Below are 15,547 nucleotides of genomic sequence, written 5' to 3'. Positions count from 1 at the left end.
CCGGTCGACGGGCGGGACTCGTTGGCACAACCAGTACCGTTAATCCGCTGGCCCCCGGTATTCGGGCCATGAGCCAGAACGACGTGCCGGAGTCGCTGGAGGCGGCGGCCGAGTCGGACCGGCCTCGCGGGATCCTCACGCCCTCCGACCGTGACTTTCTGCTCGGACGCAAGACGGACTACACGGACCACTCGCGGAAACAGAAGCGGAACCGGATCCGCCGCCGCGTTCGGAACGCCATCCTCGATTTCAGCATCCTCTTCGAATGTCTGGAGGAGCGCGACCGGAAGACGGTGTTCGACCCGGACGACGAGGACCGCGAGGCGTACACGCAGGGGATCACCGACATGCTCGCGTTCCTCCACCTCGGCACGATGGGGTACCACACCCCGTTCAAGGACATGCTCTCTGAGGGCGTCGGCAAGGCGGAACAGCGGCTCGCCGGGTCGAACTACCGCATGGTCAACGTGGAGTTCAACGTCGAACCGGTCGGCCAGATCGACGTCGACGAGGTGGTCGCGAAGCTCGAAGACGACGAGTTCGCGGAGCTCACGGACGAGGAGCTCCGCGCGTTCGTCCGCCTGCTGACCATGTCGGAGTCGTTCTCGCCGGAGGAGGCCGGCGAGGAGATCAAAGACCGCGTCGACGAGTTCGCCGAGAAGCTGACGGAGAGCGCCACCTCTCACGAGCGCACGCTCGAAGAGCTGACGAACTGAAGCTGATTAACTGATGCTGCCGGACTGATCGGCCGACGGCGTCCGCCTCTTCTCTCCTCACTCGGCGCGGGACGATCCCCTCTTTCGCGGTAACGAATATCGATGACACACGACTGATCGGCGGTCGATCGCTCGCCGAAGAGCCGGCTCGGAGTCGAATCGGAACCGTCCAAGTCCCGATGCGGTTTGGGACGATGTTTTGGGTATGTCAGCTATATGTCTTCGATCGTCCAGTATATTTCGGCAAACACCGTTGATATCGCCAACGTACGGGTTCGATACAGATTGTGTTGAACATATATACAGTATACATAATACGGTTATATTCTCGCATCTTGAGAAACACTTATTGTGTATACATTCGATCCACCGTGCATGCCAGCACGTGGCATGGTACTCGACCGGCGGAGGCACCGTGGACCGAGTAGTGGTCGCCGTCGCGGAGGTGGCCTCTCATGAGCGGCTCCGATTCGGGCGTGTTCGACGAGTTCCGCGATGAGATCGACCCGATCGTCTTCGCGTTCGGCGCCCTGTTGACGGTGGGCGTGATCGCCGCGTTCTTCATCAGCCCGTCCGCCGTCGAGAGCGGGATCTCGTCGCTGAACGACCAGCTGCTGGGTGCGTTCAACTGGGCGCTGCTGCTGATCGTCTTCCTGATCGTCCTCTTCCTGCTCTTCCTGATCGTGGGACCGTGGGGGGGAATCAAGCTCGGCGACGAGGACCCGGAGTACAGCTTCCTCTCCTTCTTCGCGATGCTGTACTCGGCCGGGTTCGCGGCCGGCGTCGTCTTCTGGGGCCCGACCGAGGCGCTGTTCTACTACAACAACCCCTCACCGCTGTTCAGCGGCGTCGAGGGGGGCTCGGCGCAGGCGATGACGGTCGCCGTCCAGCAGACGCTGTTCCACTGGGCGCTGCCGCAGCTCGCGGTGTTCACCATCATGGGCATCGCGATCGGCTACTTCGCGTACAACTACGAGAACGTCCCGCTGCGCGTCTCCTCGGCGCTGACGCCGATCCTCGGCGCCGACAACCTTGACGGCCCGGCCGCGAAGGTCATCGACATCCTCGCCGTCTTCGCGACGATCGGCGGCGTCGCCACCTCGCTCGGGTTCATCGGGAGCCAGTTCGTCACCGGGCTCGACTACCAGTGGGGGATCAACATGGGCGATCTGGGTATCCTGCTCGTCGTCACCATGATGACGCTCCTCTTTACGACCTCGATGGTGCTCGGGGTCGACAAGGGGATCCGGCGGCTCTCGAACTTCAACATGATCCTGTTCGTCGCGCTCATGTTCGTGACGTTCGTCGTGGGCCCGACGCTGTTCCTCGTGCTGCTCGGGACGCAGGCGTTCGGCGGCATGGTCGCCGACTTCGTCTCGATGAGCCTCTTCACCGGCGCCGGGCCGATGGGCGCGGGCGACGCGAGCGCGACCGGCTGGATGAACGCGTGGACGGTGTTCTACTGGGCGTGGGCGCTCTCGTGGTCGCCGTTCGCGGGGCTGTTCATCGCGCGCATCTCCAAGGGGCGCACCGTCCGCGAGGTCGCGTTCACGGGGATCGTCGCGACCTCCGGCGCGACCATCCCGTGGTTCACCTTCGTCGGCGGCACCGCGGTGTGGGCGCAGCACAACGGCATCGCCGACTTCGGCGCGGTGATCTCCGGCGAGGCCGGGGCGGAGGTGTCCGGGTTCATCCTGTTCGAGGCGCTGAACTTCACGTTGAACCTCGGGGGCGCGTCGATGACGATCCCGGTCGGCTCCGTGCTGATCTACGCGTTCATGATCCTCGTGACGACGTTCTTCGTCACGTCGGCGGACTCCTCGACGCTGGCCGTCTCGATGATGACCACCGGCGGGAAGGCCAAGCCGTCCAACATCAACCGGATCTTCTGGGGCGTCGTCCTCGGGATGACCGCGGCGATCCTGATGATCCTCGGCGGCACCGGCAGCGCGAACACGCTCCAGCAGGCGGCGATCATCACCGGCACGCCGTTCGCCTTCGTCTGCTTCCTCGCGATGCTGGCGCTGATCAAGGACTTCGGCAAGCACTACGACCAGGTGCTCTTACAGGAGGAGACCGTGCTGTGGGGGTCGTCCCGTGACACCGACTCCCGGTCCGGGCCCGTCGAGTCCGCCGGATCAGACGACGACTGACGGCCCGCGCGTCCCGTTTCGGTGCCATTTTACCAAGTTTTAATGTACGGTGTATACATAATCTGTGTATGGATAGGGATACGGCGGAACCCGCCGCGGACGCGCTCCCCGGCCCGAACGCGCAGCGCTGGGTCGAGTTCCACCAGTCGCACTCCGCGCCCAGCGAGTACTCCCACGAGTTCGTCTGGGACGTGACCCGCGAGGCCGACGGGCCCTTCGTCACCGACGTCGACGGCAACGTCCTCCTCGATTTCACCTGTCACATCGGCGCCGCGCCGCTCGGCTACAACAACGAGAAGGTGCTCTCGAAGCTCCGCGAGTTCGACCTCGTGGAGCCGATGAAGATCGCCGGGCAGGACATGTACTTCGGCTCCGGCCCGAGCCCGGAGGAGGCCGACTTCCCGGGGTCGAGCCACCTCATGGACCGGTTGACCGACGTCTCCAGCCAGTACGGGATGGACACCGTCTTCCTCTCGAACTCTGGCGCCGAGGCGATGGAGAACGCGATGAAGATCACGCACGACCACCGCGCGCCCGCGAAGTACGGGGTTGCCTTCGACGGGAGCTTCCACGGCCGCACGCTGGGGACGCTCTCGCTGACGAAGTCGAAGGACGTGTACACGCGCCGTTACCCCGAGATCAGCGGCATCGAGACGGTGCCGTTCTGCGCGGACCGCGGCTGCGACGCCGCGAGCTGCGACTGCGGCTTCTTCGCGGGCGGCGGCTCGCGGCTCCGGAGCATGCTCGCGCCCGAGGGCGGCCACGTCGACCCCGCGGAGATCGCCTTCCTGACGCTCGAACCGATCCAGGGCGTCGGCGGCTACCGCTTCCCCAGCGAGGCGTTCATGGACGAGGTCGCGGCCGTCACCGACGAGTACGACATCCCGCTCGTCGTCGACGAGATCCAGTCGGGCGTCGGTCGGACGGGCGAGATGTGGGCGTCCGACCACTACGCCATCGAGCCGGACGTCATCGCGAGCGCGAAGGCGCTGCGCGTCGGCGCGACGATCTCCCGGTCGGAGGTGTTCCCGTCGGAGAAGAACCGCCTCGGCTCGACGTTCGGCGGCGGCGACCTCCTCGGCTCGATGATGGGGGCGTTCACGCTGGAGGCGATTCAGGAACACGACCTGCTGGCCAACGCGACCCGTCGAGGCCGCCAGGCGCGAGAGCTCCTCCGCGACGACGCGCCCGACACCGTCGTCGACGTCCGCGGCAAGGGGCTGATGCTCGCGGTGGAGTTCGACACGGCGGAGCGACGCTCGGCCGTCGTCGAGGCGTCCCTCGACCGCGGCCTCCTCACGCTCGGTTGCGGGAAGAAGACGATCCGGCTGTTGCCGCCCCTGGACGCGACCGAACGCGAGATCGCGCTCGGCACGGGGATCTTCCTCGACGCGGTCGACGCCGTCAGCGCGAGCGCGGCGGCGAACTGAGAATCTGAACCCAGCAGTGCGGGTTTGGTACCGTCTTCATCCGGTGATACTCTCTGACTCGTTTCGGTCAGTAGGGAGTACCCGCAGACCGGATTCGGTCTGCATCTCTCGCACGTCTGTTAGGAACACCTTGCGAGATACAGAGGATGAGTGCAGCAAAGCCATCTCCGTTCCTCCCCCTGCGACCGATGAAGCGCCCAGCGAAACGATCTCAGTGGATCGAATCGATTCGTTCGTCAGCGAGCGGTTCGGAGTCAGCGCTGACCGACGCGTAGACGCGCTCGGCCCACTCCCGAGCGATGGGTGACGCCGCGTCGACAAACACCTGCATCTGCCCCGTCGATTCATCGTACCCACCGATCCCCACACGCTCGTCGAAAATGGCGAGTCCGTAGGGAAGCTTGTCACGCGTCCGAAGTGTCAGGTGTCCTCTTTCGATCGCTTCGGCCGCCTGTGTCGGATACGTCTCAAACAGTTTCTCGACGGTGTGGGGCAGGTAAATGATCTCGGTGTCGGTTCCGTCGAACACCCGCTGATGAAATTCACCCAAGGCAAGCGGTGCCATGTGCGTCGTATTGAAGCCGCGGAATGTACCCGATTCCTCCACCAGCGAGATGAACCGCTCGACCGGCCGGTACGGATCGTCCGGCTTGGCAACGGTGACCGTCGCGTCGACGAACGGTTCGACGACGAACTCCTGGTGGTCTCCACAGATCCGATCCAGCAGCGGCGCCAGCCGGTGGACGGTTCGCACGTTCGCCTCGAACCGGAGCACCTCGTCGGCGACGGCCTCACCCCGCCCGGTCAACTGAAACCGACCATCGACTCTCTCGACGAAACTCTGCTTGTCGAGCCACTGCGTGAAGCGGTGACTCGTTGCCCGCGAGACGTCGAGACGCTCTTCAATCTCTCCGCGGTCGAGTGGCTCCTGACGAAGCGCTTCTAGTACTGGCCCATGCCGGACGATGTCACCGAGCAGATCCGTGTCGACGCGGTCGCCCGCCGCGTTCAGTCGCTCTCCGAGATGCTGCCTGTTTCGCTCGTTCTCCAGGAGCGCCTCTATGACCGGTGATCCCGGTAGTGGAGTCGAGTCTCCGGAGTCCGGTTCGTCTTTTTCGGGCTCCATGATTACCCTTCTGTGAAGATACGAGCGCACAGATCGTAACTCTTCCTGTCACGAATTGAAACACGTCTCACGTGCTGAAACGCTGTTCACGCCGTCGAACGCTGCTTGATAGGTGAGGCCAAATCCCAGGCAGTCCTTCGACACGGTATGGCAAAGCGAGAGATCGACGAAGAACAGCTCGCACAGTTCGAAGCCGGATTCCACGGAGACCTAATCCGCCCCGACGATCCCGACTACGACGACGCCCGCGCCGTCTGGAATGGAATGATCGACAAACGTCCGGGGGCCATAGCGCGGTGCGCGGGCACCGCCGACGTGATCAGTGCCGTGAACTTCGTCCGCGAGGCCGACCTTCTCGTGGCGGTGCGTGGCGGCGGGCACAACGTCGCCGGTACGGCCGTCTGCGATGATGGGCTCGTCATCGACCTCTCGGCGATGACCGGCGTCTGGATCGATCCAGAGACACGGACGGCGTGGGTTCAGGCCGGTGCCACGTGGGCGGACCTTGACCACGAAACACAGGCATTTGACCTCGCGACGCCCGGCGGTGTGGTCTCGGACACAGGCGTTGCCGGGTTGACTCTCGGCGGCGGAATCGGTCATCTCCGTTGCAAATACGGGCTGAGTTGTGACAATCTCCGCTCGCTCGATCTGGTCACGGCGGCGGGCGAGTACCTGACGACTAGCGCCGACGAGAACGAAGACCTATTCTGGGGGTTGCGCGGGGGCGGTGGCAACTTCGGTGTCGTCACTGGATTCGAGTTCGAGCTTCACCCCGTCGGTCCGGAGGTAGCGACCTGCCTCGTATTTTATCCAGGCGATCGGCTGACCGAAGTGTTGCGGGCCTACCAGGAGTTTGTTGGGAACGCTCCCGACGAAATCAGCACGCTCGTGTTCGCCGGCGAACTTCCGGAAGCGGAGATGTTCCCTGATAAGTGGGTTCACGAACAGAAGTTCGCCATCATGGGCTGTTACGCCGGCCCTGCAGACGAGGGTGAGTCCGAACTGAAGCCCCTCCGGGAGTTCGCGGATCCGATCGCCGATTTCAGCGGGACGATGCCTTACACCGATTTCCAACGACTCCTCGATGAGGACTACCCCGACGGGATGCGGTACTACTGGAAATCACTATACCTCGACGGACTTTCGGACACTGCCATCGACCGTATCGCATACTGGGCCGAGGCGGCACCCTCGCCGCTGTCGACGGTCGACGTCTGGCAGCTCGGGGGTGCGATTACGGATGTCGGTATCGGGGAGAGCGCTTTTGCCGGCCGGCACGCACCGTTCCTTCTCGGCGTCGAAGCGAACTGGGAGAATTCCGAGGCGGACGAGGCCAACGTCGAGTGGGTCCGGGACTGCCTCGACGACATGCGCCAGTTCTCCGATGGAGCGGTCTACCTGAACTTCCCTGGTTTCCATGAGGAGGGCGACGAGATGATGCGAACGACGTTTGGCCCGGCGTATGAGCGACTGGTCGCGCTCAAAGACGAGTACGACCCGGGGAATCTGTTCCAGCTGAACCAGAATATCGAGCCGACCAGCTGAAGAAGCGGGTCTCACCGGAACCGCAGTGCGGACTTCGTCGCCGACCCGCTCACTTCTCGTCAGCAGCCGACCGCTCGACGACCGACACGCCGTCGATCTCAGCGACCGCCGTCAGCACCGTATCGAGGTGGTCGGCGTCGCGCCCCTCGATCCCGATCGTCACGGGCGTGCGGTTCGGGTGGTCGGTCGCCGTGCGGCGCGCCCGCTCCAGCGCGTCGAGTTCGGCGCCCTCGGCCGTCACCGTCTCGATCACGTCGCCGACCCGCGCCGGCCACTCCGTCAGCGCGAGCCGCGCCTCGGCGTAGCGTCCGAGCTCGAACAGTCCGGTCCGCGTCAGCTCGGCGTGGTCGGTGAGGTTCGCGTTCCCGCCCGAGACGACGACGGCCGGGTTGGCGCCGGACAGATCCAGCCGGTCCGAGAGCGCGGCGGCGAGCGGCGCGGCGCCGGCCCCCTCGGCGACGACCTTCTCGCGCTCGGCCAGCAGCGCCACGGCCGCGGCGATCTCGCGGTCGGAGACGGTCACCACCTCGTCGACGACCTCGCTCGCGACCGCGAGGGTGGTCTCCGACAGCCGCGTGTCGGCGATCCCCTCGGCGACGGTGTCGACGCCGTCGAGCTGCCGGACCTCGCCGGCCTCCAGCGAGGGGCCCGCGTGCGCCGCTCCCTCCGGCTGGACGCCGACCACCCGGACGTCGCGGTCCGCGGCCGCCACCGCCGTTCCGATCCCCGAGACCAGCCCGCCGCCGCCGATCGAGACGACGACGGTGTCCATCGCGGGGTACTGCTCCAGCAGTTCGAGACCGACCGTGCCCTGCCCCGCGATGACGGCCGGATCGTCGAACGGGTGGACGAACGTCTCACCCGTTTCCTCGGCGCGCTCGACGGCGTGCTCGTAGGAGCGCTCGTAGATGTCGCCTTCCACGAGGACGGTCGCGCCGTACCCCCGCGTCGCCGCGATCTTCGCCGCCGGCGTCATCTCGGGGACGACGATCGTCGCCTCGATCCCGAGGAGGTCGCCCGCGAGCGCCACGCCCTGCGCGTGGTTGCCGGCGCTGGCGGCGATCACGCCGGCCTCGCGCTCGGCCGGGGAGAGCCGCGCCATCGCGTTGTACGCCCCACGGATCTTGAACGAGCCGGTCCGCTGAAACGACTCGAGCTTGAGCCCCAGCGACGCGGCCCCGCTCATCTCGGCGAAGGTGCGCGAGGTGTCGAGCGGCGTCCGATGCACGACGTCGGCGAGTCGAGCGCGGGCGTCCTCGACGTCGCTCCGGGTGACGATCGGTGACGCGTCCGGCGTTCCGTCTCCAGAGTCGGGATCGGCGGGGTCGCCGTCGGTCATTCAGGGGTTGGATGCGCGTCTCCGGGGGTCTCGGCCCGCGCTACGGGGTGTCGCCGTTCGAGGTCGCGGATCGCGCCGACCAGGACGTCCACGCCGTGCCGGAGGCTCCGCTCGTCGACGTCGAACGTCGGGGTGTGGTGGCTCGTCGGGTGGTCCGTCCCAACGATGAGGTACGAAGCGAGGCCGCCCTCCTCCTGAACGCGCTCCATCAGGAACGTCGCGTCCTCGCTCGCGCCGAAGTCGGCCGCCGGGAGCACGCTGTCGATCCCGTCGACCCCCTCGGCGACGGTGCTCACCAGCGCCTGCAGCTCCGGGTCGCTGTCGGCGCGCGGCGACTCGCTCACCACGTCGACGGTCCCGCGGCAGCCGTGCATCGTCGCGGCCGACCGCACGACGGTCTCGAACCGGCGTTTCATGTACTCCTTCAGTTCGGTCGTCTCGCCGCGCGCCTCGGCCTCCATGTGCGCGCGCTCCGCGATGACGTTGCTGGCGGTGCCGGCCTCGGCCTTCCCGACGTTCACTCGGGTCATTCCGTCGGCGTGCCGGGCGATTCCGTACGCGTTCACGATCGCCGTCCCCATCGCCTGCATCGCGTTGTCGCCCTCGTTTGGCGCCTTGCCGGCGTGCGCCGACGTGCCCTCGATCGTCGCGTCCAGGTGCGCCATCGCCAGCGGCTTCTCGATCCCCGCCACGACTTCGCCGGTCGGGTGGTCGAGGCCGACGTGGACCGCGAGCAGGTAGTCGAGGTCGTCCGCGAACCGGCTCTCGGCCATCGGGTGGCCGCCGCCGCCGGTCTCCTCGGCCGGCTGGAAGAAGACGACCAGCCGCCCGGCGAAGTCGCTCTCGGCGATCGCCTCGAGGACCGCGAGCCCCCACGTCATGTGGGCGTCGTGACCGCAGGCGTGCATCGTCCCGTCGATCTCGGAGCGGAACCCCTCGTCTGCGGGGTCGTGGTCGGCGTCGGTCGACTCCTCGATGAACAGCCCGTCGATGTCGACGCGGAGCCCGATCGCGGGCCCCTCGCCCCGATCGAGGACGGCGACGGCGCCGGTGTTCCCGCCGGTCATGCGGTCGAGCAGCTCCTCGTCGGCGCCGCGCTCGCGGGCGCGCTCGACCCACGGCCCCAGGTCGGCGTCGGGAACGGCCATGCGGTCGGCCGGGTCGTACGCGTCCGGACCGATCGCGAGCTCGTCGACGCCGATCGACCGGATCTCCTCGACGAGCGTCGCCGTCGTGAGGAACTCGCGCCACGCGGGCTCCGGATGCCGGTGGAATCGTCGGCGGACGCTGGCGAGCCGATCGCGGATCGGTTCGTTCATGCGAGTGGCTCTCTCACTCGACCCTCTTAAGGGTAGTTGATCGTACACGATTGTCGTGTACGTGAGATACACAAAAGGCTAAGAAACCCCCTCACAATAATCGGTCAACGCGTCGTTCCGACGCGCCCACCGCTCATGAGCTCAGACCAGACCGCAGATCCCGACATCGTCGTGCTGCGCGAGGGGACGGAAGGCCTGTCGATGGCGTCGTACGCGGACGCGCTCCGCGAGCGGCTCCCGGACCGAACCGTCGCGCTCGCCCGAACGCCCGCCGAGGAGCGCGACCTCGTGCCCCGGGCCCGCGCCGTGACCGGCATCACGCTCGACGCCGACCTCCTCGAGCGCGCCGACCGGTTGGAGCTGTTCGCGTGCACCTTCGCCGGCACCGACCACGTGCCGACCGAGGCGCTGCGCGATCACGGCGTCACCGTGACGAACGCGGGCGGCATCCACGCGCCGGGCATCGCCGAGCAGTCGATCGCCAACATGCTCGTGTTCGCGCGCGACCTCCACGAGGGGTTCCGCCGGAAACAGAACGGCGAGTGGCGCCACTTCCAGTCGCGCGAGTTCACCGACAGCACGGTCACCGTCGTGGGGCTCGGCTCGATCGGGCAGGCGGTCGTCCGGCGGCTCGCCGGGTTCGAGGTGGAGACGATCGGGATCCGCTACACGCCGGAGAAGGGCGGCCCCACCGACGAGGTTCTCGGCTTCGACGACGACGACGTCCACGCGGCGTTCGCCCGGAGCGACTACGTCGTGCTCGCGTGCCCGCTCAACGACCTGACCCGCGGCATGGTCGGCGAGGCGGAGCTGGCGACGCTCCCGCCGGAGGCGGTCGTCGTCAACGCGGCCCGCGGCGGCCTCGTCGACACCGACGCGCTGGTGTCCGCGCTCCAGACCGAGAGCATTCGCGGCGCCGCCCTCGACGTGACCGACCCCGAGCCGCTCCCGCCGGACCACGTGCTCTGGGACTTAGAGAGCTGCCTGATCACGCCGCACACCGGCGGTCACACGCCCAAGCACTGGGACCGGCTGGCCGACATCGTCGCGACCAACGTCGCGGCGCTCGACGAGGGCGGCGAGTTGGAGAACGCGGTCGTCACGCCGGACGCGGACGACTGACCGGAGGGGCCCGGAGCGCGCCGCGACGGGCACCCTGCGCGACGTCTCAGCGCTCGACTAGGGCCAGAGCCCGCGCGCGTCCTTCGCCTCGGCGATCCGAGACAGCGCGACCACGTATGCGGCGTCGCGCCACGTCAGGTCGCGCGCGTCCACCTCGTCGCGCACGTCTTTCCACGCCGACAGCATCTGTTCTTCCAGCTCCTCGTTGACGCGCTCCAGCGACCATTTTCGCCGGTTGATGTCCTGGAGCCACTCGAAGTACGACACGGTGACGCCGCCCGCGTTCGCGAGGATGTCCGGGATCACGGCCACACCGCGCTCCTCTAGGATCGCGTCGGCGGCGAACGTCGTCGGCCCGTTCGCGCCCTCGACGACGATGTCGGCGGCGACGGCGTCGGCGTTGTCCGCGGTGATCACGTTGCCGACGGCGGCGGGGACGAGGACGTCCACGTCGAGTTCGAGCACCGCCTCGTTCGACAGCGTCTCCGGCGCCTCGTGGGTGAGCACCGCCTCGGGCTCCTCCTCGTGCGTCGGGACGTCCCGCGTGTCGAGTCCGTCGGGGTCGTAGATCGCCCCGTTCACGTCGCTGACGGCGACGACGGTCGCGCCCCAGTCGTCGAGCAGCCGGGCCGCGTTGGCGCCCACGGAGCCGAACCCCTGTACCGCCACGGTCGTCTCGGCGAGGTCGCGGTCGTAGTAGTCGACGGCCTCGCGGGTGGCGATGGCCGTCGACCGACCCGGCGCCGCCTCGCGGCCGTACGATCCCCCGATGACGGGGGGTTTCCCGGTGACGACGCCCGGGATGGTCTCGCCCTGCTGCATCGAGTAGGCGTCCATGAACCACGCCATCGTCTGGGCGTCGGTCCCCATGTCCGGGGCGGGCACGTCCTTCGTCGGCCCGACGACGTCGCGCAGCTCCTCCGCGAAGCGCCGGGTGAGCCGCTCGCGCTCGTCGCGGGTCAGCGACTTGGGATCGACCGCGATTCCGCCTTTCCCGCCGCCGAAGGGGAGGTCCATCACGGCGCACTTCCAGGTCATCCACATCGAGAGGCCGGTACACTCCGCGGCGGTGACCTCCGGGTGGTACCGGAGCCCGCCCTTGTACGGGCCGCGGACGTCGTCGTGCTGGGCGCGGTAGCCGGTGAAGACGTCGACGGTGCCGTCCTCGCGTTCGAGCGGGACGGAGACCTGCTGTACGCGCGTCGGGTGTTTGAGGCGCTCGACGATGGCCGGGTCGACGTCGACGTTGGTCGCCGCGCGTTCGAGCTGTTTGCGCGCGGTGGCGAGCGTCGATTCGGCGTTCTCCTCGGCTGCGTCGTCGTCGACGGTGGGTGTCGTGCTCATGAGTTGGGTTGAACGTGGTGGTGTCGGTGTGGCGTGGTCAGCGCGGGGCGATCGGGTGCCGTGGGATGGGGGCGGCGTGGTCAGCGCGAGGCGATCGGGCGGCGTGGTCAGCGCAGGGCGATCGGCGGTCGGTCAGGCGGTGAACAGCTCGCGGGGGAAGTCGGCGAGCGTCTCAGCGCCCGTGGACGTGACGCGGAACGTCTCGCTGATCTCCATACCGACCTCGGAAGTCCAGATGCCGGGGATCATGTGGAACGTCATGTTCTCCTCGAGGACCGTCTCGTCGCCCGGGCGGATGCTCGCGGTGTGCTCGCCCCAGTCCGGCGGGTAGCCGAGCCCCATCGAGTAGCCGATGCGGTCCTCCTTCTCGATCCCGTACCGCTCGATCGTGGTGCGCCACGCCTTCTCGACGGTCTCGCAGGTGACGCCGGGCTCCGCGGCGTCCAGCGCAGCCTCCAGTCCCTCGACCACGATGTCCGCGGTCTCCCGCAGTTCGGTCGGCGGGTCGCCGACGAACGTCGTCCGGGCCAGCGGCGAGTGGTAGCGGTGCCGACAGCCGGAGAGCTCGATGATGACCGGGTCGCCGTCCTCGTAGCGCCGGTCCGTCCACGTGAGGTGCGGCGTCCCCGTGTGGTCGCCCGACGGCATCAGCGGGACGATGGCCGGGTAGTCGCCGCCGAACTCGTCCGTCCCGTCGATCAGCTGCTGGTAGATGGCGGAGGCGACCTCGTACTCCGGGACCCCTTCGCCGACGGCGTCGAGGCCGGCCCGCATCGCGTTCTCGGAGATGCGGGCGGCCTGCCGCATGTACTCCAGCTCCTGGTCGGATTTCTTGATCCGGAGCCAGCCGACGAGCAGCGTCGCGTCCGCGAACTCGGCGTCCGGGAGGTTCCCCTGCAGGCGGGTGTACGACTTCGCGGTGAAGTAGGCGGCGTCCATCTCGAGCCCGACGCGCCCGTCCGCGACGCCCAGCTCCTCGAGGACGCCGGCGACGTAGTCCATCGGGTGGAGGTCGCGGGGCGACTGCACGTGGTCGTCGCTGTACGCGCGGACGCTCTCCTCGGAGAGGTGCGTCGTCGCCCGCGCGCCGTCGCCGTCCATGTCGCGACCTATCCAGATCGGCTCGTCGCGGTCGGGCGTGACCACGACCGCCTGGTGGACGTAGAACGACCAGCCGTCGTAGCCGGTCAGGTAGTTCATGTTCGCCGGATCGCTGACGACGATCGCGTCGAGGTCGCGCTCGCGCAGCCGCTCTCTCGTCCGAGCCACCCGCCGCTCGTACTCGGCCTCGTCGAAGATGTGTTCCCGTGGCATGATAACAGGGCGTCTACGAAGGGGATCAGCCAGCAGCAGTATAAATTTATCGTGTACATTAAAAACAGATACTGTGTACGTCTTCCCCCGCGTATCCCGTGAATTCGCCCCGAAGCGCCGCTCAGACGCCCCACGAGATGTCTCGTGAGTGCGGCCGAGAGGGCGTGAAACCCTCAATTCGGACGGGTTGGCTCGGTTTTTTGTACCGCGTCCACGGATCATCGAATATGCTTCACAGTACCGGGCCGCTGCTGTCGATCGACGTCGGCGACCGGACGACGGCCGAGACGGACATCACGGAGGTCCAGGAGCGATACATCGGCGGACGGGGCGTGGCGACGCGCCTCGCTCACGAGCGGATCCCCTTCGACGCGGACCCGCTCGGCCCCGAGAACCGCGCCGTGTTCACCACCGGGCCGATGCAGGCGTCCCAGATGAGCTTCACGGGGCGGACGAACTGCACCGCGCTCTCGCCGCTGACGGACGGGCTGCTGTCGTCGAACGCCGGCGGCTTCGTGTCGCGCCACCTCGCGGCGACGGGGTACGGGGCGATCGAGCTGGCGGGCGCGAGCGACGAGCTGGTCGTCGTCCACGTGCGCGACGACGGCGTCGAGTTCGAGGCCGTACCGGAGCTCGCCGGGGCGACGATCTCCGAGACCGCCGGCTACCTCGACGAGGAGCACGACATCTCCAGCGACCGGACGGCGGCTATCGGGCCCGCGGGCGAGAACGAGGTCCGGTTCGCGTCGATCATGACGACCGAGGAGCGCGCGTTCGGCCGCGGCGGGCTGGGGGCGGTCCTCGGCGCGAAGAACGTCAAGGCCGTCACGTTCGGCGGCGACTCGGCGCCCGAGCTCTCCATCGACGCGACGGCCAACGACATCCACCGCGAAGCCGCCACCGAGGATCACATCATGAAAGAGCAGGGGACGGTCGCGGTGATGGACCTGGCCAACGAGATGGACGGGCTGCCGTCGTACTACTTCTCCGAGCGCTCCTTCGAGGGCGTCGAGGGGATCAACGGCGCCGCCGTCGCGGAGAAGAAGTACAAGAAGGGGACGTGCTCGGCCTGCGCGTTCGCCTGCAAGCTCCCGACCCGGGACGAGGCCCGCGGCGTCGAGACCGAGGGGCCCGAGTTCGAGGTGGCGATGGCGTTCGGCTCGAACTCGGGGGTCGACGACATCGTCGACGTGATGGAGTCGAACCGGCTCTGCGACGAGTACGGGCTCGACGCCATCTCCGCGGGCAACACGATCGCCGCCTACCTCGCCGCCGAGGACGAGTTCGGCAACCGCGAGCTCATCTGGGACCTCGTCGAGAAGACCGCCCACCGCGACGGGGTGGGCGACCGGCTCGCCGAGGGGATCGGCCGGATCCACGAGGAGCTCGGCGTGGGGAACTGGTCGGTGAAGAACATGGACTTCGCGGCCCACGAGGGGCGACTCCTCCACGGACAGGCCCTCTCGTACGCGGTCGCGAACCGCGGCGCCGACCACATGTACGCGACGTTCTACTCCGTGGAGTACCCCCTCGTCGAGGAGGACGAGGCGATGGAGCCCGCGGGGTTCGAGGGGAAGGCGGAGCGGCTCGTCGAGCGCGAGAACCTGATGGCGCTCAACGACAGCGGCGTCGTCTGCAAGTTCTCGCGGGACTTCATGACGCCCGAGCGCTACGAGCTCCTCTTCGACGCCGACTTCGAGGAGCTGCTCGCGGCGGGCGCGCGGACGGTGACCTTAGAGCGTCACTTCAACAACCAACGCGGGATCGACGGCGACGACGACCGGCTGCCGTACGAAGAGGAACTCCCCGGGCTCGACGACGCCATCGAGTCGTACTACGAGCACCGCGGGTGGAACGACGACGGGACGGTGCCCGAGTCGGCGCTGCCGGCGTAGGCGTCCGCGCCGTCCGAGTCCGACACGCCGGGCTTCGACGAGTTCCTTTCCTTCAGACGGCCGACCGATGGGAACGATCAGTGCAGCGGTGGGGAAAGCACGGACGGCAGCCATGCTTATAAATGAATGCGCGAGAGCGAACTCCACCGCGCTCCGTCTACCGGCAGCCGATCCTCAAAGAAGGTGATGATTAAATCTAAACATAATGTACATTTCGAGAGATTATATTAACATTTCGAGC

At 67.4% G+C, this 15,547-nt stretch carries 11 protein-coding genes; 6 read left to right on the top strand and 5 right to left on the bottom strand.

The features are described 5' to 3' along the window. Positions 1-68 precede the first annotated feature (68 nt). From B4V04_RS04395 to B4V04_RS04385, 3 genes are all read left to right on the top strand, one after another. Positions 69-716 (top strand): DUF8102 family protein, encoded by a 648-nt coding sequence (locus B4V04_RS04395; protein ID WP_498229486.1) that lies wholly within the window; start codon positions 69-71, stop codon positions 714-716. A 455-nt stretch (positions 717-1,171) separates the two neighbouring features. Beyond that, complete coding sequence (locus tag B4V04_RS04390; RefSeq protein ID WP_498229484.1) at positions 1,172-2,869, top strand: BCCT family transporter; 1,698 nt, start codon at positions 1,172-1,174, stop codon at positions 2,867-2,869. A gap of 68 nt (positions 2,870-2,937) precedes the next feature. After that, the gene (locus tag B4V04_RS04385) at positions 2,938-4,299 is read left to right on the top strand and encodes an aminotransferase class III-fold pyridoxal phosphate-dependent enzyme (protein WP_498229483.1); all 1,362 of its coding nucleotides are present in this window, start codon (positions 2,938-2,940) and stop codon (positions 4,297-4,299) included. 211 nt (positions 4,300-4,510) lie between these two features. Here the strand turns inward: B4V04_RS04385 and B4V04_RS04380 are convergent, their stop codons facing one another. Then, positions 4,511-5,425: a helix-turn-helix transcriptional regulator gene (locus tag B4V04_RS04380; protein WP_498229482.1), complete on the bottom strand. Its 915-nt coding sequence runs from the start codon at positions 5,423-5,425 to the stop codon at positions 4,511-4,513. Between the two features lie 147 nt (positions 5,426-5,572). On the opposite strand from B4V04_RS04380, the gene B4V04_RS04375 reads away from it, so the two are divergent. Next, complete coding sequence (locus tag B4V04_RS04375) at positions 5,573-6,973, top strand: FAD-binding oxidoreductase (RefSeq protein WP_498229480.1); 1,401 nt, start codon at positions 5,573-5,575, stop codon at positions 6,971-6,973. Positions 6,974-7,022: 49 nt separating this feature from the next. Here the strand turns inward: B4V04_RS04375 and ilvA are convergent, their stop codons facing one another. Both ilvA and B4V04_RS04365 read right to left on the bottom strand, forming a co-directional pair. Continuing rightward, complete coding sequence (gene ilvA, locus B4V04_RS04370; protein ID WP_498229479.1) at positions 7,023-8,312, bottom strand: threonine ammonia-lyase; 1,290 nt, start codon at positions 8,310-8,312, stop codon at positions 7,023-7,025. Beyond that, positions 8,309-9,631 carry an amidohydrolase gene (locus B4V04_RS04365; RefSeq protein ID WP_498229477.1) on the bottom strand — a complete coding sequence of 441 codons (1,323 nt, stop codon included), beginning with the start codon at positions 9,629-9,631 and terminating at the stop codon, positions 8,309-8,311. Before B4V04_RS04365 ends, ilvA begins: the two co-directional genes overlap by 4 nt. 135 nt (positions 9,632-9,766) lie before the next feature. On the opposite strand from B4V04_RS04365, the gene B4V04_RS04360 reads away from it, so the two are divergent. After that, positions 9,767-10,753, top strand: a complete 987-nt coding sequence (locus B4V04_RS04360; RefSeq protein WP_498229476.1) for a D-2-hydroxyacid dehydrogenase — start codon at positions 9,767-9,769, stop codon at positions 10,751-10,753. 57 nt (positions 10,754-10,810) lie between these two features. Here the strand turns inward: B4V04_RS04360 and gdhB are convergent, their stop codons facing one another. Together gdhB and B4V04_RS04350 are read right to left on the bottom strand one after the other, a co-directional pair. Next, on the bottom strand, positions 10,811-12,097 hold the full coding sequence (gene gdhB / locus B4V04_RS04355; protein ID WP_498229475.1) for a glutamate dehydrogenase GdhB: 1,287 nt from the start codon (positions 12,095-12,097) through the stop codon (positions 10,811-10,813). A 132-nt stretch (positions 12,098-12,229) separates the two neighbouring features. Next, a complete protein-coding gene (locus B4V04_RS04350) occupies positions 12,230-13,411 on the bottom strand; it encodes a M24 family metallopeptidase (RefSeq protein ID WP_498229473.1) in 1,182 nt (393 codons plus the stop codon). Between the two features lie 227 nt (positions 13,412-13,638). Between B4V04_RS04350 and B4V04_RS04345 the strand changes: the two genes are divergently transcribed. After that, positions 13,639-15,306 (top strand): aldehyde ferredoxin oxidoreductase family protein, encoded by a 1,668-nt coding sequence (locus B4V04_RS04345; RefSeq protein WP_498229471.1) that lies wholly within the window; start codon positions 13,639-13,641, stop codon positions 15,304-15,306. Positions 15,307-15,547: the final 241 nt, after the last annotated feature.

Source organism: Halorubrum sp. B52, assembly GCF_059752555.1.
Note: the sequence above shows the minus strand (reverse complement) of the source record. Positions and strands in the feature narration are given on the sequence as shown.